Genomic DNA, 20593 nt, shown 5'->3' on the forward strand with positions numbered 1-20593 from the left:
TTGTTTTGGCTTCCAAAGCAACGGGTTCACTGATTCAGCGTCGGCATGAGCCGATATGATCTCCGCAATTTGGGCGAAAGCGATCTTCCATACAGACCGGACTGAGTGGCCGTTATCGGGGTTCTCGGGCCAAAAGCTGACTGCCCGCGGTCGGCCGAAGAGCGGTCATACCTTCTTCGCGAGATACTCGGCCCATTTTGCCATCAGTGTTCGGCGCTTCTCGAAAAAGTCCGTCCGACGGTATGCCGCTTCGACGGCGTTCGGCACGCGATGCGCCAAGGCCTTCTCGGCGATTTCCTTAGGAAAACGGGTGCACTCCGCCGCCCAGTCGGCAAAGCTGCTCCGGAAGCCGTGTACTGTGATCGTCTCAATATTCATGTCGCGGATAGCCTTGAGCATAGTCGTGTCGCTGATCGGTTTCGTTCCGCTCTGCGTGAACAGCATCCTTCCCGCGGAGATTTGACCGTCCAAGGCTTCGTGCTCCGCACGGAGGCGCTTCAGCAACACCAACGCGGGCGGGGAAAGCGGCACTACATGGGGCTGCTTCATCTTCATTCGTCCCGCCGGGATCGCCCATGTCGCGGCGGCCAGGTCGAACTCCTCCCACGTCGCATATCGCGTCTCGTTCGATCGCACCGCGGTCAATATGGTCAATTGCAAGGCATCCCGCCCGATGCTGCGGTCCTGACGGGCCAACTTCTGCAAGAACGCCGGCACGTCGGCGTAGGGCATCGCCGCGCGGTGTTCGACCTGTCGGTTCTGGCGAGGTAAACCCCGCGTGACTGAGCGTAGCGGAATCTCGTTCGGGATCACGCCCTTGATATGTGCGTAATCGAGAACTGCTCCGATCCTTTGCAGAAGGCGCCGTGCCGTATCCGGTTTGGCAAGCCAGATGGGCTCCAACACCTTGAGCACCTGGACACTATCGATGGTCTCTATTCGCTTGGTGCCGATCTCTCCGAAGACATGGTTTTCAAAGCTGGAGATCCAGGACACGTTTCGCCGATCCTTCCAGCCGCCTTTCATGGCCTCATAGCAGCGCCGCGTGACCATCTCGAAGGTGGGAGAACTTGCGCGGCGCAAGCCGCGCTCCTTGACCGGGTCCTTGCCGCTTCGGACCATCCTGCGAAGTTCGATGGCCAGACAACGCGCATCCGACAGGGACACGTCATGGACCGGCCCCAAACCGAAATCACGCCGCTTGCCTTTGAACTGCATTCTCAGAATCCAGGCGCGAGAGCTTGGCGGGCGAACCACCAAATACAGGCCATGGCCATCCGAATGCCGCCCGGGACCCGCGGTACGAACCTTGAGAGCTGTGAGTGCCAAGTCAGGATTCCCTCATTTTCCTGTACCCCGCCCTGCCCCACGAAGAGTCCGCGATTTCGCGAGACAAAGTGGAATCACGGGGTACACATCCAGCAACACTTCCTAAGTATTCTCAATAGGTTGAGATGCATTGGAATGTCCTGCAATGAGGGTATTCTGCTCGTAGGGGTCACCATTCTTTCGAGCATCTGCCTTGAGAGAGTTGCAGGACGCAGCCCACCGATAAGGCGCAGTCCGATATTCCCAGATCCCGTCGGACTGAAGCGATCGTCACCGACGGCCGCTGCCAACCGTCCGCGGATAGCCGGCATTTCTCCCTGTTCCCGATTCAATGCCCAGATAGCGCGATAACGCGAGTGTGCCGCTGCCTTCTCCCGCCCATCGCCATCGTGGCCATTTTTGTGTCGGGGCCCGGCGAGCGCGGACATGCGCAGGCAGTCCATCGCCCCCAGGGCCATGGAGGGGAGGCGGTGCGGGCCGAGGACGCCGGGATTTGCCCCAGCGCGCCCTCCCCTTTCCCTACAGGAGCTGGCGGCCAGGCGCTCAGGCCCGGCCGCAGGTTTCAAAGCCTCAGGCTGAAGCTGGCGCGGACCGACTGGTCGGAGGCACCCGAGCCGAACTGGCCGCCATAGACGATGCCAAGCATTGCCCTGGAGGTCAGCGCGACATCGATCCCGGCGTCGAGCGCGGCCGCATTTTCCGCGATCGGAGTGCCGGCGATCCGGAAGCTGTCGCCACCGCTCACGAACTGCATCGCGGATAGCGGCGTCACGTCGCCGAACGCGTGGCGCCAGCCAAGCCTGCCCCGTGCTGTGAGCTTCGCGCCGCCGAGCGAGAAGGAAGGCGCAGCACGCAGGCCCAGCGTCGAGAAGCTGGTGCCGCTGTCCGCCGAAGCGAGTCTCAACGCGGCCGCCCCGCCCTTCTCGGTGATGCCGTCGGTGCTCAACCGGACGTGGGCGAAATCGGCGAAGGGCTCGACGCGGGTAGCACCCAGCTCGATGCGATAGGCGAGTTCGCCGAAGAGCTGGGTGGTGCGGGCATCCTGCTCGCCCTTGAGACTGTCCGCGAAGCCCGGGAAGGCGACCAATCGCGTCGTATCGAGCTGGTGCCAGCCATGGGACGCGCCGATCCGCACGGCCGCGGCGCCCAGGTCTGCGCCGCCATAGATACCGAACGCATAGCTATTGCGCGTGCCCGACGAACTATGCGCCCGCGTATCGAAGCTGGCGCGGCCATAGCTTCCCACCAGGCCGAGCCGCGCCTTGCCGAGGACCGAGGCGTCGGCGCCGAGAACGAAGCCGTTGACCGAGCGGTTGAGACGTGCGGCATTGCCGTCGCTCGCCCAATGGCCCCAGGAACCGAAACCATTGCCCCAGATGGCGAAGCCGGTGTCGGCGTTGCGCAGGCGGTCGGTAACGGCGTCGCGCAGGAACCGGCTGTCCTCGATCAGCGCGGTGCGGGCGGAGGCATGGATCTCGCCCGAAAGCTGATCGAACGCAGCGCGCGCCTGCTCGGCCGAGAGATTGACCGCTGCTGCGAAGACCGCGCTGTTCCAGCCCAGTGCCTGGGTGGCGGTGCCGGTCGCACGCTGGTTCGGTGTGGCGCCGATGCTGGCGAAGCTGATGTCGTTGCGCCGCAGCCGCAGATAGACGTTGTTGCCATCATAGCTGAGCGACGGATCGAGGAAGGCGAGGTTCGACGTCACGCCGGCGAACCGGCCCGTGCCCGTGATGCCGCCATCGGCATGGAGGATCAGGTAATTGGTCTCGGGCCGGTAATTGCCCGCGCCGGCCAGCACCGAGACGGTGCCGCCGTTGATCGTGGCGGTGCCCGAGGCGGCGAGGCGGTCGGCCAGCCCCGCGGCATCGGCTTCGACCTCATAGGTCGAGCCGGTGTTGAACACGATGTTCCCCGCGACGTTGAGCATGCCGATCGAATTGCCCGGCGCGATCGTGCCGGAGACGATGGTGTTGCCCAGCGTACCGGTGCCCTGCAGGCGCCCTGCCGCCAGCACGGTCAGCGTGCCGCCGAGCTTGCCGTTCACTGCAAGCGTACCGCCTGCAACCGTGGTGGTGCCCGTATAGCCGCTCGAATCGCCGGTCAGCTCGGTCTTGCCCGAGCCCGCCTGGAGGAGGCTGCCGGCACCGCTGAGCACGCCGGCAAAGACGATATTGTTCGATCGGTTGAAGGCCAGCGTGCCGTTATTCGCGACATTGCCCGTGATACCACCGGTGGTGCCGCCGTTGCCGAGTTGCAGCGTGGCACCGGCCGCGATGCCGGTGCCGCCGGTATAGCCATTGTCTCCGGTCAGCGTGACATTGCCGCTCAGCACATGCACCGCACCGGTGCTCGAGATGGTGCCGCCAAAGCTGGTGGCATCCGAGCGGGCAAAGGCAAGCGTGCCGCTATTGGCGACGTTGCCGGCGATCGAGCCGGTCGTCCCGCCATTGCCGATCTGCAGCGTGCCGGCCTGGATCGTGGTGCCGCCCGAATAGCTGTTTGTACCGGTGAGGATCAGCGTTCCTGCCTCGGTCTTGACGATGCTGCCGGTCCCGGTGATCTCGCTCGCGATCTCGGCACTGTCGGCGAGCACGCGGATCTCGCTTCCTGCGGCATCGGTGACCAGCTGGCCGCTGCCCTGGAGGACATAGCCCTTGTCGACGAACTGGAGGCCGAGGAACGACTGCGCGCCCGCGACGGTGATCGTGCCGCCGACATAGCCGTTGTCGTCCTTGAACACGGCGTAGTTGCCCGCCCAGCTCGCCGGCGCGGTCCCGCCCTGGTTGAGCCACTGGGTGCTTGCCGCGTCCCAGGTGCCGTCGCCGCCCTGCCAGTGCTGCAGCGTATCGTCGCCGACGATCAGCGACGGGCTGATGAACAGGTCCACCGCGCCGCCATAGAACCGCAGCTCGTAGTTGACGTCGCTGAGCCCGGGCGTGGTGCCGATCACCGCAGTGTTGCTGGTGAGCGCGCCATAATAGCTGATCAGCCGGTAATAGCCGATCCCCGCCGCGCCATCGGCCGGGTCGCCGCTCTGGCTCAGGTTGATCGTGCCGTCGAGCGCGAGGTCGCCGCCCGAGACGATGATCCGGTCGCTGATGCTGAACGTGGCTCCGTTATTGTCGGGCCGGCCCAGCTCGAAGTCGAGATTGCCACCCGCGGCGACGGTGAGGCCACCGACGACGTTGAGCGTGCCGATCGAGTTGCCCGGGGCGAGATGGCCGCCGTTCTGCACGGTCGTGCGGCCGATGGTGCCGGAGCCGCCAACCGTGGCGCCGGACGCAATGGTAACGCTTGAGCCGAGTGCGCCGAGCCGGCCGTTCACCACGAGCGTGCCGGCATCGACAAAGGTCGCGCCGGCGAACAACGACGAATCGCCGGTCAGCGTGAGCCGTCCGCTGCCGGTCTTGTGCAGGTCGCCGGCGTCCAGGAGCGTGCCGGCATAGCTGGCGTCGCTGGCCTGGTTGAAGGTCAGCGATGCGCCGGCCAGGATCTTGGCGTTGCCGGTGAAGTGGTTCGCATCGGCGATCACGCCGCCCTGGTTGATTGCCCAGTCGACCGAGGAACTGCCGGTCAGGGTGATCGCGCCGCTGCCCATTTTGAGCATGGTGCCGGTGTCGGAGATCGTGCCGGCATAGCTGCCGTCGAAACTCTGATTGAACGCCACGACGCTGGTGAGCGGAGCGGAGGTGAAGGTCAGGTTGCCGCCCAGGCTGTTGGTGTCGCCGATCAGGTTGCCGCCGGTGATCCGCCAGTCCTGATTGCCGGTGCCGGTGAGCGTCCAGCTGCTCGTCCCCGATTTCTCGTAGGTGTCGAAGCCCTTGTAGTAGATGAAGATGACGGGCTCGCCGATCTGCGAGACGTCGAAGGTATCATCAATGCTGCCGCCCAGCGCGAATACATTGTTGACGCCGCCGGCCTGGACCACGACACCGCCGTCCATATAGGAGCCCGCCCGCAGCTCGAGCCGGTTGTTGTCGCCGAACAGGCCGATCGCGAGATTGCGCTGCGACGATGCGTTCACGCCGCCACGGATGATCCCCGAATTGATGATCGTCGAGCCGCCATGCTCGGCGCCCACCACGCCCATGCCGCCCGCGCCGACCCCGGTGCCGAACGCATAGCGTGGGCCACCCGCGCCGCCATTGATCTCGCCGGCATTGGTCAGCGTGGCGGCCTGGCCATCGAGGAGGCGCACGCCCGCTCCGCCGTTCCCGGTATAGTTGCTGCCCATGCTGCTGTTGTTGTAGCCGCCCCGGCCGCCGATGATGGTGCCGCTTGCGCTGTTCTCGACGGTGCCGCCCCAGGCCTGCACGCCGTCGCCGGCGCGCCCGCCACGGGAATAGCCATAACCGCCTTCGCCGCCGGCGATCGCCCCTTCGTTGACTACCGTGCCGAGGTTGCTGAGTACCGCGGTGCCACCGGTGCCACCGTCGGTGGTGAAGGTGCCGCCCTCGCCGCCCGTAACCTTGTTGCCGTTCCGGATCGTCAGCGTTCCGCCGTTATAGAGGAATATGCCGGCACCCGAGCCACCATATTCCTGCCCGATGCCGCCGGTGATCGTGCTGAATGCACCGCCCGTGCCGCCATCGACCGTGACGCTGCCACCGTTGAGCAACACCAGCGCTGCGCCGCCGCCGCCGCCGCTGCCCTGGCCTGAGCCGCGGCCGCCATTGCCGCCGGTCACGTCATAACCCTGTGTCGTGACCTGGACATTGGCGCCGGTCAGCACGAGCCCCGCGCCGCCGCCGCCCGCCGAAGCGCCGGAGCCGGAGCCGGCGCCGATGCCGCCGTCACCGCCCAGATAGTCGATCGAGAAGGCGAAATTGCCGGTGGCCGTGACCAGATTGCCGGCGCCGCCATCGCCGCCCGTCGCCCCGGCGCTACTGCCGCCCGTGCCCCCGCCGCCAGCCGCGATATCGTTGGGTGTGCCGGGCTGGCCGCCCGCTGCCCCGCCCGAGCTGATGCCGCCTGCTGACGCCGTGCCGTCCGGGGTCTGCGCCGCCGAACCACCGGTGCCCCTGCTGGCGCCGCCGCCGCCGCCGGCGATGCCGCCCTGTCCAATGGTTCGGCCGGTGATCCAGGCGCCGTTGCCGCCGCCCTGGGTGATCCGCTGGGCGTACGCCATCGACGGTATCAGGCTGATCGCCACGGCGAGCGCCGCCAGCGAAGTCGAACCGCGAACCAGACGCGCCGAACGCACCTTGAGAAACTGATGCTGCATAGCCCACCCCGATAGCGGCCCGTCTCGCCGGGCCGGAATTGCATGTTGAAAGTCGGAGCCGGGTCGCCGCGGTTCCCCGGACCGGCGGCGATGGCCCGGCCGGCGCTTGCCACGGGGGTGCGACGGCTCACTATGCGATTCCGGCATGAATGCGCGAGGGCTGGGAGATCGGCATTCCGCTTCTTCTGTTCCCCGGCGAAGGCCGGGGCCCAGTCTCGACGCAGCTGGTTAGGCGCGTGAACCTCTCGAACGACATCGCAACTGGGCCCCGGCCTTCGCCGGGGAACTTGCAGGGTCGAATGTCGATGCGATCCTAGTGCGCGCTCCTGCGCAGCGTATCGGAGGGGCGCTCGCCGAAGCGCAGGCGATAGGCCTGGGCGAAGCGGCCGAGCTCCCAGAAGCCGTAATGCATCGCGACGCTGGTGATCAGCGTGCTGGCCGGGTCCGACGCCAGCAGGGTCGCGCGCACCCGGTCGAGCCGGCGGTTGCGGGCATAGTGCATCGCGCTTTCGCCCAGGAACTCCTGGCAGGCGAGGTTGAGCGTGCGCTGCGGCACGCCCACCGCTGCGCAGATCGCGCCCAGCGAGAGCATCTCCTCCGGCCGCTCCTCCACCACGCGCTCGAACCGTGCGACGATGTCGCGGTGGCGGCCGAGCGCGGCGCGGTCGGCGCTCACCCGACCCTGGGCGAGGCAGGCGAGCAGGCTGTCGAGGATCGCACCGGAGAGCGCCCGCGCCGGGTGCGGCGCCTCGACGATCCACGGCGTATCGCGGATCACATTGGCGATGTCGCCCATAAGCCCGGTGAGCCGGGCCAGTGCCGCCTCTGGCGCGTGGAACATCCGGTCGTCATCGAGCGGCACGCCATGGTCGGTGCCGATCAGGTCCGGCGCATGGCCGGCGAGCAGGTCGAACGGCATGGCGACGATGCCGAACGCCCAGGGCATGCCGGCCGGCGAACCGGTCACGGTCCGCTCGTCCGGGCGGAAATGGAAGATGCGCCGGCCAAACAGCTTCCGGCCCGAGACCTGACGGACGATGCCGGGCTCGGTGGCGAACATGAAGGTATGGACATTCGGGATGGCCGCGGTCTGCGGAATGCCGCGGGCGAACTTGCCGATGCCGATATTGAGCCCGTCGAGAACCGCGCGGGCCAGCATCGCGTGGAAGTTCCTGCCGGCGCCGCCCAGCGGATTGGGACTGCTCCCCGAATTGATCCCGCCAATCGCCGATGCCATCGCGTCAGGGTCGGAGAAGGTGCCGAAATAGCTTCGGGAAACGGTCTCGGTTCGGGAATCGGACGACATCGTTACGGAGGTAGCTCTGACCGACAGCTCCGCCAATAGATGCGTGTTTCATCGAGGCGTGATAGACGCGCGGCAGGGCGGGGTCATAGAGCTTGCCGTCGGCGGCACGCCCGGCCTCGGTCGCGAGCGTATGCCGGCGCATCAACGCCAGCGCGTCCTTCATCGCCTTGATGTCTGCCTCGTCCCCGCGCTCCGCGGCCAGGCGCACCGCATTGGGTTCGACGATGGCGCGCAACTCGAACAGGTCCCGCACGAAGTTGCGTTTCATGCAGGTGCGGGCCGGGCGAGGACGCTGGTCCCCGCCCGGCTGCCCGTTCAGGGGTCAATCTGCACCACCGCCACGGACTTGCCCGGCAGCTCAAGCGCCACGCCGGCCTTGCCGGCCTTGCCCGTGAACGGCTTGGGCACCACGGCATTGGGCGCCTCGAAGCTGTTCACCGAGTCCACCCGCGGAGCAGTCAGAATCTCGCCCCGCGCGGCGCGTGGCTGTACGCCGGGGAAACGGGCAACGATCTTCGCGGGCCGGTTCGGATCGAGATTGGTCACCGCCAGCCAGAGCTTGCCCCCCGTGTCGCGCACCGCCACGGCATCGATCCGCGGCAGCTTGATGTCGCCCTGCGAGTACGTGCCCGCATCGAAGCGCACCGGCACATAAGTCGCGTCCTGGAACGGCAGGTACATCCGGTAGATGTGGTAGGTCGGCGTGAGGACCATCTTCTCCTTGTCGGTGAGGATCATCGCCTGAAGCACATTGATCATCTGGGCGATGTTGGTGATCCGCACCCGGTCCGCATGGCGCGCGAAGATGTTGAGGTTGAGCGCCGCCAGGATCGCGTCGCGCATCGAGTTCTGCTGCTGCAGGAAGCCCGGGTTGCTGCCCGGATTGGGAGCCAGCCAGGCACCCCATTCGTCGACCGCGATCGCCACCTTCTTCTCGGGATCATACTTGTCCATGATCGCGGCGTTCTTCGCGATGGTCTCGTCCATGCCCAGCGTTTCCTTGAGCATGCGCGCGTAGCGGCCCTCGTCGAAGCCGGTGCTCGGCTGGGTCACCGGCCAACCGCCGCCGGTGGTGTAGCGGTGGAGCGAGAGGCCCTCGATGCTCCACGCCCAGTCATGTGCCTTCCATGCCTTCATCACGCTTTCGGTGTAGGACAGGTTGTCGTCGCCCGGCCCCACGGCAATGCGCTGCATCGCGCCGGGGCTGTCGGCGGCCTGGGCCGGGTTGTAGTTGCGCACGAAGCGGGCGAAGGGCTTCATCACATCGGCATAATGGTCGGCGGTCATCGCGCCGCCGCACGACCAGCTCTCGTTGCCGATGCCGAGATATTTCACCTTGTACGGTGCCTTGTGCCCGTTCGCGGCACGCTCCCTGCCCGCCGTGGTCTCGGGATCGGCGGTCATGTATTCCAGCCACTCGGCGGCCTCCGCCACCGTACCCGAGCCGATATTGACCGAGACATAGGCGTCGCTGCCGATCTGGTCGACAAAGTCCATGAATTCGTCGGTTCCGAAGCTGTTTGGCTCCGTCGCACCACCCCAGTTGGAGTTGATCGCAACCCTGCGATCCTTCGCGGGGCCGATGCCATGGCGCCAGTGATATTCGTCGGCAAAGCAGCCGCCCGGCCAGCGCACGTTCGGCACGCGGATCGCGCGGAGCGCTGCGACCACGTCCTTGCGGATGCCGCGCACATTGGGGATCGCGGAGTCCTTGCCGACCCAGACGCCGCCATAGATGCCGGTGCCGAGATGCTCGGCGAACTGGCCGAAGATGTTGCGGTCGATCTTGCTGCCGGGCTTGGCGGTATCCACCACCATTTCCACCGGCGCGGACGCGTCGGTCTGCGCAAGCGCCGGCGACGCGGAGGCCAGCAGGAGCGCAACGGCGGCGCCCGGACGGACGAAGTCGATCATTAATCCTCCCTGTTCTGATCTGTTCTCAGGCGAAAGTGGACGCTGGACGAAGTGCTCAGCACACAGCCTCCTCAGAATCCTAGTCCGACAAAATCAGCGGTCAAGCCAGAGTCGCCATGAGCAGCGCCACTAAACACATGAGGAAACAGGGACGAAGGCCGCGCTTGAAACTAGTTTCAATAGTCCTACAATATAATCAACGGGGGTGATATCCGCCCTCCAACGGGGAAATGCGCGTTGAACCCGCTGGCCGGGACGGAAGAGACCGAACCAGCCTTCGCTTCGGTCACCCGTGACCTTGCGCGCTGCCCATCAGATAACCCGAGCCCGCCTGTCCCATCTGCGCCGGCGACCACGATATCCTGACCGCCCTCAGGCCATAGCTGCACGCCTGCCAAGCAGAGCATCGATCGACCACACTCCGCCACCCCGCGCCATCAGTGGTAACAGGATTGCCGCCCAGCTCAGATGCGTCGGCCAGGCATCGGGATAGACGAACACCTCGATCACCAGCGTCATCGTGAATAGTGCCAGTGCCGAGAAACGGGTAAAGAGCCCGAGCACGAGCAGGATCGAAAAGACATGCTCGGACCAGGTCGCCGCCACCGCCGCTATCTCCGGCGGAACCAGCGGCAACGCATATTCGGTGCGGAACAGTTCATAGGTGCTGTCCGTGATGTGGATCAGGCCATCGACCTTGGTCCGGCCCGACAGGAAAAAGACGCCGGCAATACCCAGCCGGGCGATGAGCAGCAGCAGGGCATCCGGCACAAGCGCCGAGACACGGCGGACGAGGCGCGCGTGAAGCGCGATCAGCGAGGTCATGGGAAATCTCCGAAAGCCGCGCTGGGGTGCGCGATTGCGCATCCCAGCGCGGGCGGGATCAGGCCTTGGGCGTCAGCGAACCATTGCCCTTGGGCGTCCTGATCGTCGTGCACGTGCCGGCCTTGACCAGCTTCCAGGCATTGCCCTGATAATTGACCTTCGAGGTGCCGGCGCAACTCGTGCCGGCACCGGCCTTGCAGTCATTCTTTCCGGCAAGCGCGACGCCATAGCATTTCTCCATCGCGGGCGCGGTCTGTGCGGAAGCGGCTGAACTGAGCGCAGCACCAGCAACGGCGATCGCGAGGCTGGCGGCGAGAGTGGCGTTGGTCGAACGCATATGTCTGTCCTTCATGATCCATGCCTCCGGCACGCGGCGCCGGCAGAGGGAAGCCGGGCCGCGCGAAGACCGGGGGAAGGAGGCGGAATTCCCGGTCACGCTGCCAATTCGCCGGGCAGCCTCGCGGCGTTACAAAAGCCACTCGAAAAAATTCCGCGGCACCGTGTAACCTTGCCGCCGGCTACGCCGAATTCTTCTGCAAGGAGGAGGAATGCGAGCGGACGAGGACGTGCTGCACGGACTGATGGTGGATGGGCTGGGCGGCGACGCCGCGGCGCATGCCGCATTGCTGCGACTGCTCGTGCCGGTACTGCGTGGCTTTTACCGGCGCCGCGCCAATGGCGCCGACGACGATATCGAGGATCTTGTGCAGGAAACGCTGATCGCGGTGCATGTCCGCCGCGCCACCTATGACCGCGAGCGCGCCTTCACCGCGTGGTTGTTCGCGATTGCCCGCTACAAGATGGTAGACCATTTCCGCCGCGTCCGCCGCCTGCACCCGATCGAAGGCCTGGAGGAGGTACTATTAGCCGAGGATTTCGAGCCCGCCGCCGCGGCACGGCTCGACGTCGAGGAACTGCTCGCGATACTGCCCACCAAGCAGGCGGACATGATCCGTGCGACACGGCTCAATGGCCTCAGCGTCGCAGAGGCAGCCAAGGCAGGCGGGATCGGCGAGTCCGATGTGAAGGTTTCGGTGCATCGGGGTTTGAAGGCGCTGATGGCGCGCATCCAGGGAGGCGCGCGATGAACACCGAAGACCTCATCGCCCAGCTTTCGCAAGACGTGCCGCCGGTCCGCCGCCGTGCGGTCGGACGGCGGCTTGCCATCGGCATCGCTCTGGGCAGCCTGGTATCTGCAGTACTGGTCGCACTCGTCCTTGGCATACGCCCGGATCTCGGTCTCGCCATGCGCGGCGCCACCTTCTGGATGAAATGGAGCTACACCTTCTCGCTCGCGATCGCGGCGGTGGTGATGGTCGTGCAGCTCGCCAGGCCGGACAGCGCCCGACTGCGCTGGACCTGGCTGCTGGCGATCCCCGTGACCTTGCTCGCCGTCCTTGGCATCGCCGAACTCGCCCGCACGCCCCCCGCCGAATGGCTGGCGATGTGGCTTGGAAACAGCTGGATGGTCTGTCCCTGGCTGGTGCTGGCGCTGGCCATGCCGATCTTCATCGGCCTGCTCTGGTCGTTCCGCCGGCTGGCACCGACCCGCCTGCGCGCCGCCGGTGCGGCTGCCGGGCTCGCGGCCGGAGCATTCGCCGCCATGGTCTATTGCATCCATTGCCCCGAGGTCTCGGCGATCTTCGTGCTGACCTGGTATTCGCTCGGCATCCTGCTTGCAGCCTCACTCGGCGCGCTCCTCGGGCCGCGGCTTTTGCGCTGGTAATTTCGCACCGCCTGTAACCGCGTGGCCCACCGCTCCGAATAGGGAATGCCAATCTGGCTGAACCCCTTTTCTGGAGTATCCCGAATGACCATCGTCCGCACCGGCGTCAGCCTCGCCGCTTCCGCCGCCGTCATCGCGATCAGCGCCGCGGCGCCGACCGCCGCCATCGCCAAGTCGGGCGCCGGCGCCGCGACCGCCAAGGTCGTCCATTGCTATGGCATCAACACCTGCAAGGGCACCTCGGACTGCAAGACCGCGAAGAACGACTGCCGTGGCCAGAACGACTGCAAGGGCCAGGGCTTCAAGGAAATCACCGCCAAGGCATGCAAGGCCGCCGGCGGCAGCCTGACCGCGCCGAAGTGAGCGCGCTCCGGCCCGGCGCGCCCCAGGCGCCGGGCCGGCTTTCCGCAAGCCCCGGAGACTATCGATGATCGCACCCTTTTCCGGCTTCGGCCTCGGCCTGCGCAAGCCGCATTATGCCGAATTCCTCGAGACGCGTGTCGCGGTCGACTTTGTCGAGGTGATCTCCGAGAATTTCATGGTCGAGGGCGGGCGCCCGCGCCGCATCCTGCGCGAGGTCCGCGAGCGCTATCCGGTGGCGCTGCACGGCGTCTCGATGTCCCTGGGTTCGGCCGACGGATTGGATGGCGCCTACCTCGCCCGACTGCGTGCTCTGGTCGACGAAGTCGATCCGCTCTTCGTCTCCGACCATCTGAGCTGGTCGCGGATAGAGGGCTTCAATTCGCACGACCTGCTACCCCTACCCTATACGAACGCGGCGCTCGATCTGGTCTGCGCGAACCTTGACCGCGCACAGGATGTCCTGGGCCGCGCGATGCTGATCGAGAACCCTTCGACCTATATCGACTTCGCGCCGGCCGACATGACCGAATGGGAATTCCTCGATCGCCTGTGTGCGCGCACCGGCTGCGGGCTGCTGCTCGACGTCAACAATGTCTTCGTGAGCGCGAGTAACCATGGCTTCGATCCGCTCGCCTATCTGGATGGCATCCCGCACGCACGGGTGCGCCAGATCCATCTTGCCGGGCACAGCCAGGGCAGCGAATTGCTGATCGACACCCACGACCAGCCGGTGCCTGCCCCTGTCTGGGAGCTGTATGCACATGTCCTGCCCCGGCTCGGGTCCGTCGCGACGATGATCGAACGCGACGATGCGATCCCGCCGCTGCACGAACTTCTTGCAGAGCTTGGCACCGCCCGCCACATTGCGGCGGGCTGTGTACGGGCAGCGGCATGAGCCTGCTCGACCTGCAACGCGACATGCGCGCCTGGCTGGTGGATGAGGACGCCGTGGCGGCCAATCGGCTCGGCGGCGGGGACGTCGCAGCGGGCCTACGGATCCACCTGAACAATTTTCGCGCCCAGCTCACGGCCTGTCTGGAAGAGAGCTTCGCGCACACACGTGCCTGGATCGGCGGCGATGCCTTCCACCACGCGGTGGTCACGCATGTCGAGCGTGTCCACCCTGGCAGCTGGACGCTCGATGCCTATTCTCGCGATTTTCCGGCGACGCTCAAACTGCTGTATCCCGCCGACCCCGAAATCGCCGAACTGGCCTGGATCGAGCAGGCGCTGGCCGAAGCCTTTGCCGGCCCCGATACCGAGGCGCTCACCGCGGCAGAGTTGCACGATGTCGATTGGGACAACGCCGTGCTCCGCTTCACGCCAACCCTGGATCTCACCGAACTGACAACCAATGCGCCCGCAATCTGGTCGGCCCTGGCCCAAGGCGCTGAGCCGCCCGCCGTCGCCATGCTATCGGAGACCGGGGCGATCCTCGCCTGGCGCGACGGCGAAATGCCGCGCTTCCGCGCGATTGACCAGATCGAGCACCAGGCATTGCTGCGTTTGCGAGCCTCCCTGCCTTTCGGCGGCCTATGTGCCGGGTTGGTCGAGCTGCTCGGCGAGGAGGCCGGCGTTGCCCGGGCCGGCGCAATGCTCGGCCAGTGGCTTGCGGATGCGTTGATAACTTCACTTGGGTCAGGCACCCGCCTCGACGCGCCGGAGCAGCCACTGCCCCCTGCACATGATGCTTGAACCGCCGCATGCGCCGCGGCCAAAGGCATCTGCTGAACGACGTCCGAATCGCACCAATGAGATACCGGGCGTCATGGGTTCCTCGCGACCCTGATCGTTTGCACCTGCCTCTCGGCGCAGGTGGCATCCGCGCTATGCATCATCTGGATTCGGCGCATGATACGCCGGATCTTGCTTATGCAGCGATCGTCCCGACCCCCGCGATCGTGGAGAATATAACAACCAATTTATTTTCTTTATTGCCAGAATAAAACCAGCATGGCACCTTCATAGAACCAAGTCCGGGAAGACTAATCGGGAGCGGAAACCGGCCAACAGCCGAACGCATCTCCTATGGGAGCGCGCCCCCGACGAACCAAATCCCGGGATGGATGGTCAACGATTGGGGGATCAATGATGATGTTGAAGGGCATTTGGGCTACGAGTTGCTGCGTGGCCGCATTGGTGGCCGCCCCGGCCGCCGCACAGACCAACGATAACCAACAGGAACAGGCTGCATCGATCGGCGATCCCGTCGCCTCCGCCAAGCTGGCGGATGAATCGACGCAGGACAGCGCCGATGGCAACCTCGTCGTAACGGGCACGCGCATCGTTCGCCCGAACAACCGTTCGGCTGCACCGATCGTCACCACCACCGCGGCTGAAATCGCCGCGCAGGGCGCCACGACGATCGAGGAGGTGGTCAACCGCCTGCCCCAGGTGCAGGTCAATTCGGAACAGAATTTCAGCGACTCCGAAGGCCGCCAGCGCATCAAGTTGCGCAGCCTGGGCTATGAGCGCACGCTGATGCTCATCGACGGGCTGCGTATCGGCCTGCCCAACACGGTCGATGTCGGCATCATCCCGAACGCCCTGGTTGAGCGGATCGACGTGCTGACCGGTGGCGCTTCCTCGGTCTATGGCTCGGACGCCGTCGCCGGCGTCGTCAACTTCATCCTGAAGAAGAACTTCAGCGGCGTCCGCGTCGACGGCAACTACAGCTTCTTCAACCACAACAACCGCTCCAGCGCGGTGACCGATGCCGCGAAGCGGGCCGGCTTCGATTCGGCCAGCGGCATGTCGAACGATGGTGGCCGTGCGGATATCAGCCTGGCCGCAGGCACCAACCTGTTCAACGATCGCGTCAACATCTCGGGGTTCGTCGACTACCGTCAGTCGAGCCTGGTTCGCCTGCGCGACCGCGCGAACGCGGTCTGCGAAGTGGTGACGACGAGCAACACCTCGCCGCTCTCCTGTTCGCGCGCGAGCTACACCCCGGCCGGCACGATCATCCCGCTCTCCGGCGCCAGCTCCGGGACGGTGCTGGTCAACAACCCGAACGGCAACGGCACCTTCATTCCGATCAACAGCGGACCGTCGGGCGCCTCGGCCAATCCCTATGACGACTGGGCGTTCCAGCGGCCGTTCAACCGCGTCAACGCAGGCGGCTTCCTGACCGCGCAGATCGACGACCATATCGAGCTGTACAGCAACGTGCTGTGGTATCGGGACAAGTCGTACAACACGCAGCTGAACCGCACCTATTCGTACAGCGTCTATGGCAGCACGCCCTATCAAGTGAACTGCGACAACCCGTTCCTCTCGGCGTCGCAGGCGCAGACCCTGTGCGGTGCGAACGCGGGCGTGGCGGGTCAATATGCACCGCTCGACGTGCGCTATCGCTTCGATTCGATGCCGCTGGTCCGTCAGGAGTTCGTCAACACGGGCTACCGCGTCGTCGCGGGCCTGCGTGGCCGGGTGCTGGACGATGTCTGGTCCTATGACGTGGCGGGCATGCTGTCGCGCGCGCAGCTCGACACCATCGACGTGCCGTTCGCGAAGTTCGACAACGTCAACCGCTCGCTCGACGTGGTGAACGTCAACGGCCGTCCGACCTGCCGCTCGGTGGTCAACGGCACCGATCCGAACTGCGTGCCGTTCAACGCCTTCTCGCCGTTCAACAAGGATCCGGCGCTCAACAACTATCTCTATGGCGGCGCCACCGGCGGCATCAGCACGCGCATCCCGCGCCTGCTGCAGTTCGTCGGCACCGTCAGCGGCGATCTCGGCAAGTACGGCATCCGCTCGCCCCTCGCCGAGCAGGGCATCGCGATCGCGCTGGGCGGCGAATATCGCGAGGAGATGGAACGCACCATCGTCAACGAGATCTACCAGGAGAACAACGGGGGCACGAACCAGCGCGTTACCCAGAGCATCCTGGAGGCCAATGCCGAAATCCAGGTGCCGCTGGTCGAGAACAAGTCCTGGACCAAGCTGCTCCAGCTGAACGGCGGCTACCGCCTGTCCAAGTATAACCGCCTGGACAACAAGTTCGGCACCTGGAAGATCGAGGGCATCTGGTCGCCGGTCGAGGACATCAGCTTCCGTGCGTCGTACAACAAGGCGCAGGCTGCCCCGGGCGTCGGCACGGCCGCCGGCGCGGCCAACATCTTCTGGAACCAGGGCTTCTACGCGGATCCCTGCGCCCCCCGGATCGATCCGGCCAACCCCGGTGGACCGCGCATCGCTCCTGCCGCAACGCAGCAGCAATGCGCCAACACCGGCCTTCCGGCGAACCTCTATGGCAGCACCACGCTGATCTGCCCGGACGATCGCTGCACCGTCCGTGAAGGCGGCTTCAACCTCAAGCCGGAAACCGCCTACACCAAGACGTTCGGCGTGGTGTTCCGTCCGCGCTTCGTGCCGGGGCTGACCGTCTCGGTGGATCGCTGGCTGATCGACCTGGAGGACCAGCTCGACTTCCTCCAGCCGCAGAACCTGATCAACGACTGCCTCAGCACCGGCAACGACTATTTCTGCCGGGCCATCGTCCGCAATGCGAACGGCACGCTGTACAGCTCGCCGGCCACGCGTCCGGCAACGGGCTGGGTCGCGCGCGGTTCGGCGAACGGCTATCGCTCGCAGTCGCATGGCTGGGATTTCCAGGGCCAGTATGACGTCGGCATGGGTTCGGCCGGCCGCCTCGAGATGAGCTTCAACGGCACGCTCATGACCCGGGTCGCGTCGCAGGCATCGCCTACCGCCACCTCGCGCGATTGCGTCGGCTATTGGGGCAATTCGTGCGGCGAGAGCATGCCCAAATGGGCGCACCAGATGCGCACCACCTGGATCCTGCCGGAGCGCATCGCCAGCGTTTCGGTGAACTGGCGCCATCGCTCGGCCATGCCGCTCGACGTCTACGCGCCGGCCAGCACGGGCATCCCGACGGCGGATCCGAGCCAGCGGCGTGACCAGTTCCCGGGCATCAAGGCCTATGACTGGTTCGATCTGGCACTCACCTTCGACATCAACAAGCAGATGACGTTCCGGCTTGCCGCGAACAACATCTTCGATCGCGACCCGCCGATCGTGCCCGACAGCCGCTCGCGCATCGGTCTGCTGCGCGGCAACACGATCATGGGCTATGACCTGCTTGGCCGGCAGATCGTCGCCGGTGTGTCGTTGCGCCTGTAACGGTGTGGAATCCCCGGGGACCTGGGTCTCCGGGGATATTTTCGTGTTTGCGTACACATGGGCCCGTGCAGGGCACGACGCTACTACAGCTTTCGCGTCCTCCATTTCGAATGCGACGCGGCCAAATCAGATAGGTGAAGGCGCCGCCGCGGCAGGTACACTACCTGCCTCATGCAAGCTTGCAGACGTCCACCCAGCGCTCCGAAACCAGCCCTGCAAGCCGCTCCGGCGCCACCTCCATCGAAGTCCTCCGCGATCCCGCCGCCGGGAAAACGGTCACGTAGCTGCGGATCGAGACGTCGCAATAGACCGGCAGCGGCGTCGCCAGCCCGAAGGGGCAGACGCCGCCCACCGGATGCCCGGTCAGCGCCTCCGCCTCCTCGGCGCCGAGCATCGAGGCGCGGCCGCCGAACGCCGCCTTGGTCTTCGCATTGTCGAGCCGTGCATCGCCGCGGGCGACGACGAGCAGCACGCCCTCGCCCACCCGCAACGCCAGCGTCTTGGCGATGCGCCCGGGCTCGACCCCGAGCGTCGCCGCGGCCTCCGCCACCGTCGCCGTGCTTGCCGATTGTTCGATCAGCTCAAGATCGGGAGCATGTTCGGCAAGCCACGCGCGCACGGTTTCGACGGTCAATCCTCGATCCTCTTCCTGAAGGTCTCCGGGAGCAGCAGCAGGCCGAGGATGAAGGTGCAGGCCGCGGCCACCACCGGGTACCAGAGGCCGTAATAGATGTCCCCGGTCGCCGCGACCATCGCGAAGGCGGTCGCCGGCAGGAAGCCGCCGAACCAGCCATTGCCCAGATGATAGGGCAGCGACATCGAGGTGTAGCGGATTCGGCTGGGGAAGAGTTCCACCAGCATGCCGGCGATCGGGCCGTAGACCATGGTCACCAGCAGCACGAGCGCGAACAGGATCGCCACCACCATCGGCTTGTTGATCCGGGCGTCGTCGGCCTTGGCGGGATAGCCGGCTTCGGCCAGCGCCGCGCTCAAGCGCTTGGAATAAGTGGTCATCTCGCCGACCGCGACATTGGTCGCGCCGATGCTGACGTCGCCCGAGCCGTTCGCCTTGGTCGCATAGGGAACGCCCGCCTTGGCGAGGGTCGACTTGGCGATGTCGCAGCCAGTCTTGTCGAACTTGTTCTTGCCGATCGGATCGAACTGGACCGAGCAGAGCGCAGGATCGGCATAGACCGTAACCGGCGCCTTGGCCTGCGCCTCGGCCAGCGCCGGGTTCGCCGCCTGGGTCAGCGCGTGGAACAACGGAAAATAGCTGATCGATGCCAGCAGGCAGCCCGCCAGGATGATCGGCTTGCGCCCGATCTTGTCCGAGAGCCAGCCGAAGAACACGAAGAAGGGCGTGCCCAGCGCCAGCGCGACGGCGATCAGCACGTTCGCCGTCATCCCGTCGACCTTGAGCGTCTTCTCGAGGAAGAACAGCGCGTAGAACTGGCCGGTGTACCAGACCACCGCCTGGCCGACGACCGCGCCGAACAGCGCGATCAGCACGATGCGCAAATTGCCCCAGCGCAGGAACGCCTCGGTCAGCGGCGCCTTGGAGACATTGCCGGTCGCCTTCATCCGGGCATAGACCGGGCTCTCGTTGAGCTGCAGCCGTACCCAGAGCGACACGCCGAGCAGCAGGATCGAGGCGAGGAACGGCACGCGCCAGCCCCAGCTCGCGAACGCCGCCTCGCCCAGCCAGGACCGCGTCCCGATCACCACCAGCAGCGAGGCGAACAGGCCGAGCGTCGCGGTGGTCTGGATCCAGCTCGTGTAGAGCCCGCGCTTATGGTTGGGGGCATGTTCCGCCACATAGGTCGCGGCACCGCCATATTGCCCGCCCAGCGCCAGCCCCTGCAGCACGCGCAAAGTCACCAGCAGGATCGGCGCCGCCACGCCGGCAGTGGCGAAATTGGGGAGCAGGCCGACCGCGAAGGTCGATCCGCCCATGATCCCCATCGTCACCAGGAAGGTGTTCTTGCGCCCGACCAGGTCGCCGATCCGCCCGAATACCAGCGCGCCGAACGGCCGCACCGCGAACCCCGCGGCAAAGGCGGCGAGCGCGAAGATGAAGGCGGTGGTGTCGTTCACCCCCGCGAAGAACTGCGCCGAGATCGTCGTCGCGAGCAGTCCGTAGAGATAGAAGTCGTACCACTCGAACACGGTGCCCAGCGACGATGCCGCGATCACCATCTTCTCGTTCTTGGTGGCTGTATGATGATCGCCCTCGGGCGCCGACGGGGTGTCGGACGTCAGGTCCTGGCTCAAGCTATCTTCCCCTTATATTGTTAGCGCTAACCAACCACAGTCCTGCCGTGGTTGGAACCCCCGTCGCTAATGCGCGCTCTTCGGCACGCCTTAAGGGCAGGTTCAGCGATTTGGACGGGACATTGCAAGCCCCAAGCGGACAAAGCCCAGCTTGGGCACGCAAAAGCTCTACTTCACATGCGCGTCCCGGGCGGGTAAACGGCCCCCATGTTCGAGCGCTTCTTCCTCTCCCACCCGCGCGCCGTCGGCGAGACCTATGGCGAGCATGCTGCAACGGCCGCGCGATTCGGCTTCACCATGATCGTCGGGGGCGCGGCCTGCGTCGTCCATTCGATCTTCCCCTCGCTGTTCGCCCGCACCGCCAGCGACGCAGTGAAGCGGCTCTATGCGCAGATGATGGCACGCCAGCCGGGCATGAACGCCAAGCCGCTCGCACACCAGCAGCCCGAGTGGCAGATCGAATACGAAATCTGAGCGGGGGACCGCA

15 protein-coding genes and 1 pseudogene are annotated in these 20593 nt (G+C 65.8%); 7 read left to right on the forward strand and 9 right to left on the reverse strand.

All coding sequences use genetic code 11. The features are described 5' to 3' along the window. Window positions 1-165: 165 nt before the first annotated feature. From J2W22_RS16975 to J2W22_RS17005, 7 genes and pseudogenes are all read right to left on the reverse strand, one after another. Window positions 166-1329, reverse strand: a complete 1164-nt coding sequence (locus tag J2W22_RS16975) for a tyrosine-type recombinase/integrase (RefSeq protein ID WP_307119406.1) — start codon at window positions 1327-1329, stop codon at window positions 166-168. Window positions 1330-1891: 562 nt separating this feature from the next. Continuing rightward, on the reverse strand, window positions 1892-6553 hold the full coding sequence (locus J2W22_RS16980; protein ID WP_307119407.1) for an autotransporter domain-containing protein: 4662 nt from the start codon (window positions 6551-6553) through the stop codon (window positions 1892-1894). Between the two features lie 313 nt (window positions 6554-6866). Further along, window positions 6867-7790 carry an AraC family transcriptional regulator gene (locus J2W22_RS16985; RefSeq protein ID WP_307119408.1) on the reverse strand — a complete coding sequence of 308 codons (924 nt, stop codon included), beginning with the start codon at window positions 7788-7790 and terminating at the stop codon, window positions 6867-6869. 91 nt (window positions 7791-7881) lie between these two features. Continuing rightward, window positions 7882-8115 (reverse strand): annotated as a pseudogene (locus J2W22_RS16990) (FCD domain-containing protein); the annotation flags it as partial. A gap of 59 nt (window positions 8116-8174) precedes the next feature. Further along, window positions 8175-9773 (reverse strand): alpha-N-arabinofuranosidase, encoded by a 1599-nt coding sequence (locus tag J2W22_RS16995; protein WP_307119409.1) that lies wholly within the window; start codon window positions 9771-9773, stop codon window positions 8175-8177. Window positions 9774-10145: 372 nt separating this feature from the next. Further along, window positions 10146-10598, reverse strand: coding sequence for a DoxX family protein (locus J2W22_RS17000; RefSeq protein WP_307119410.1), 453 nt, complete (start codon window positions 10596-10598; stop codon window positions 10146-10148). Window positions 10599-10656: 58 nt separating this feature from the next. Next, complete coding sequence (locus J2W22_RS17005; protein ID WP_307119411.1) at window positions 10657-10935, reverse strand: BufA1 family periplasmic bufferin-type metallophore; 279 nt, start codon at window positions 10933-10935, stop codon at window positions 10657-10659. A gap of 211 nt (window positions 10936-11146) precedes the next feature. On the opposite strand from J2W22_RS17005, the gene J2W22_RS17010 reads away from it, so the two are divergent. The 6 genes from J2W22_RS17010 (at window position 11147) to J2W22_RS17035 (ending at window position 17835) form a co-directional block, all read left to right on the forward strand. Next, window positions 11147-11686 carry a sigma-70 family RNA polymerase sigma factor gene (locus J2W22_RS17010; protein WP_307119412.1) on the forward strand — a complete coding sequence of 180 codons (540 nt, stop codon included), beginning with the start codon at window positions 11147-11149 and terminating at the stop codon, window positions 11684-11686. Continuing rightward, complete coding sequence (locus J2W22_RS17015) at window positions 11683-12324, forward strand: DUF1109 domain-containing protein (RefSeq protein WP_307119413.1); 642 nt, start codon at window positions 11683-11685, stop codon at window positions 12322-12324. Before J2W22_RS17010 ends, J2W22_RS17015 begins: the two co-directional genes overlap by 4 nt. An 84-nt stretch (window positions 12325-12408) precedes the next feature. Further along, window positions 12409-12687 carry a BufA2 family periplasmic bufferin-type metallophore gene (bufA2, locus tag J2W22_RS17020; protein WP_307119414.1) on the forward strand — a complete coding sequence of 93 codons (279 nt, stop codon included), beginning with the start codon at window positions 12409-12411 and terminating at the stop codon, window positions 12685-12687. A 64-nt stretch (window positions 12688-12751) separates the two neighbouring features. Beyond that, entirely contained in the window at window positions 12752-13582 is an 831-nt protein-coding gene (bufB, locus tag J2W22_RS17025) for an MNIO family bufferin maturase (RefSeq protein ID WP_307119415.1), read from the forward strand. After that, window positions 13579-14382, forward strand: a complete 804-nt coding sequence (locus J2W22_RS17030; protein WP_307119416.1) for an HvfC/BufC N-terminal domain-containing protein — start codon at window positions 13579-13581, stop codon at window positions 14380-14382. Before bufB ends, J2W22_RS17030 begins: the two co-directional genes overlap by 4 nt. A gap of 432 nt (window positions 14383-14814) precedes the next feature. Then, window positions 14815-17835, forward strand: coding sequence for a TonB-dependent receptor domain-containing protein (locus J2W22_RS17035; RefSeq protein ID WP_307119417.1), 3021 nt, complete (start codon window positions 14815-14817; stop codon window positions 17833-17835). Between the two features lie 169 nt (window positions 17836-18004). Here J2W22_RS17035 and J2W22_RS17040 read toward each other — a convergent pair whose 3' ends face one another. Together J2W22_RS17040 and J2W22_RS17045 are read right to left on the reverse strand one after the other, a co-directional pair. Further along, a complete protein-coding gene (locus tag J2W22_RS17040) occupies window positions 18005-18469 on the reverse strand; it encodes a YbaK/EbsC family protein (protein ID WP_307119418.1) in 465 nt (154 codons plus the stop codon). After that, on the reverse strand, window positions 18466-20031 hold the full coding sequence (locus tag J2W22_RS17045; RefSeq protein ID WP_307119610.1) for an MFS transporter: 1566 nt from the start codon (window positions 20029-20031) through the stop codon (window positions 18466-18468). Before J2W22_RS17045 ends, J2W22_RS17040 begins: the two co-directional genes overlap by 4 nt. Window positions 20032-20313: 282 nt before the next feature. On the opposite strand from J2W22_RS17045, the gene J2W22_RS17050 reads away from it, so the two are divergent. Next, window positions 20314-20580, forward strand: coding sequence for a DUF6356 family protein (locus J2W22_RS17050; RefSeq protein ID WP_184165650.1), 267 nt, complete (start codon window positions 20314-20316; stop codon window positions 20578-20580). Window positions 20581-20593: the final 13 nt, after the last annotated feature.

This window comes from Sphingomonas kyeonggiensis (assembly GCF_030812785.1).
GTDB classification, from domain to species: Bacteria; Pseudomonadota; Alphaproteobacteria; order Sphingomonadales; family Sphingomonadaceae; genus Sphingomonas; species Sphingomonas kyeonggiensis_B.

What these genes read in the sequence shown, in the direction of transcription:
- J2W22_RS16980 (WP_307119407.1), bottom strand. Translation starts at nt 6,553, where the DNA reads ATGCAGCATCAGTTTCTCAAGGTGCGTTCGGCGCGTCTGGTTCGCGGT.
- J2W22_RS16985 (WP_307119408.1), bottom strand. Translation starts at nt 7,790, where the DNA reads ATGGCATCGGCGATTGGCGGGATCAATTCGGGGAGCAGTCCCAATCCG.
- J2W22_RS16995 (WP_307119409.1), bottom strand. Translation starts at nt 9,773, where the DNA reads ATGATCGACTTCGTCCGTCCGGGCGCCGCCGTTGCGCTCCTGCTGGCC.
- J2W22_RS17000 (WP_307119410.1), bottom strand. Translation starts at nt 10,598, where the DNA reads ATGACCTCGCTGATCGCGCTTCACGCGCGCCTCGTCCGCCGTGTCTCG.
- J2W22_RS17005 (WP_307119411.1), bottom strand. Translation starts at nt 10,935, where the DNA reads ATGCGTTCGACCAACGCCACTCTCGCCGCCAGCCTCGCGATCGCCGTT.
- J2W22_RS17010 (WP_307119412.1), top strand. Translation starts at nt 11,147, where the DNA reads ATGCGAGCGGACGAGGACGTGCTGCACGGACTGATGGTGGATGGGCTG.
- J2W22_RS17015 (WP_307119413.1), top strand. Translation starts at nt 11,683, where the DNA reads ATGAACACCGAAGACCTCATCGCCCAGCTTTCGCAAGACGTGCCGCCG.
- bufA2 (WP_307119414.1), top strand. Translation starts at nt 12,409, where the DNA reads ATGACCATCGTCCGCACCGGCGTCAGCCTCGCCGCTTCCGCCGCCGTC.
- bufB (WP_307119415.1), top strand. Translation starts at nt 12,752, where the DNA reads ATGATCGCACCCTTTTCCGGCTTCGGCCTCGGCCTGCGCAAGCCGCAT.
- J2W22_RS17030 (WP_307119416.1), top strand. Translation starts at nt 13,579, where the DNA reads ATGAGCCTGCTCGACCTGCAACGCGACATGCGCGCCTGGCTGGTGGAT.
- J2W22_RS17045 (WP_307119610.1), bottom strand. Translation starts at nt 20,031, where the DNA reads ATGGTGATCGCGGCATCGTCGCTGGGCACCGTGTTCGAGTGGTACGAC.
- J2W22_RS17050 (WP_184165650.1), top strand. Translation starts at nt 20,314, where the DNA reads ATGTTCGAGCGCTTCTTCCTCTCCCACCCGCGCGCCGTCGGCGAGACC.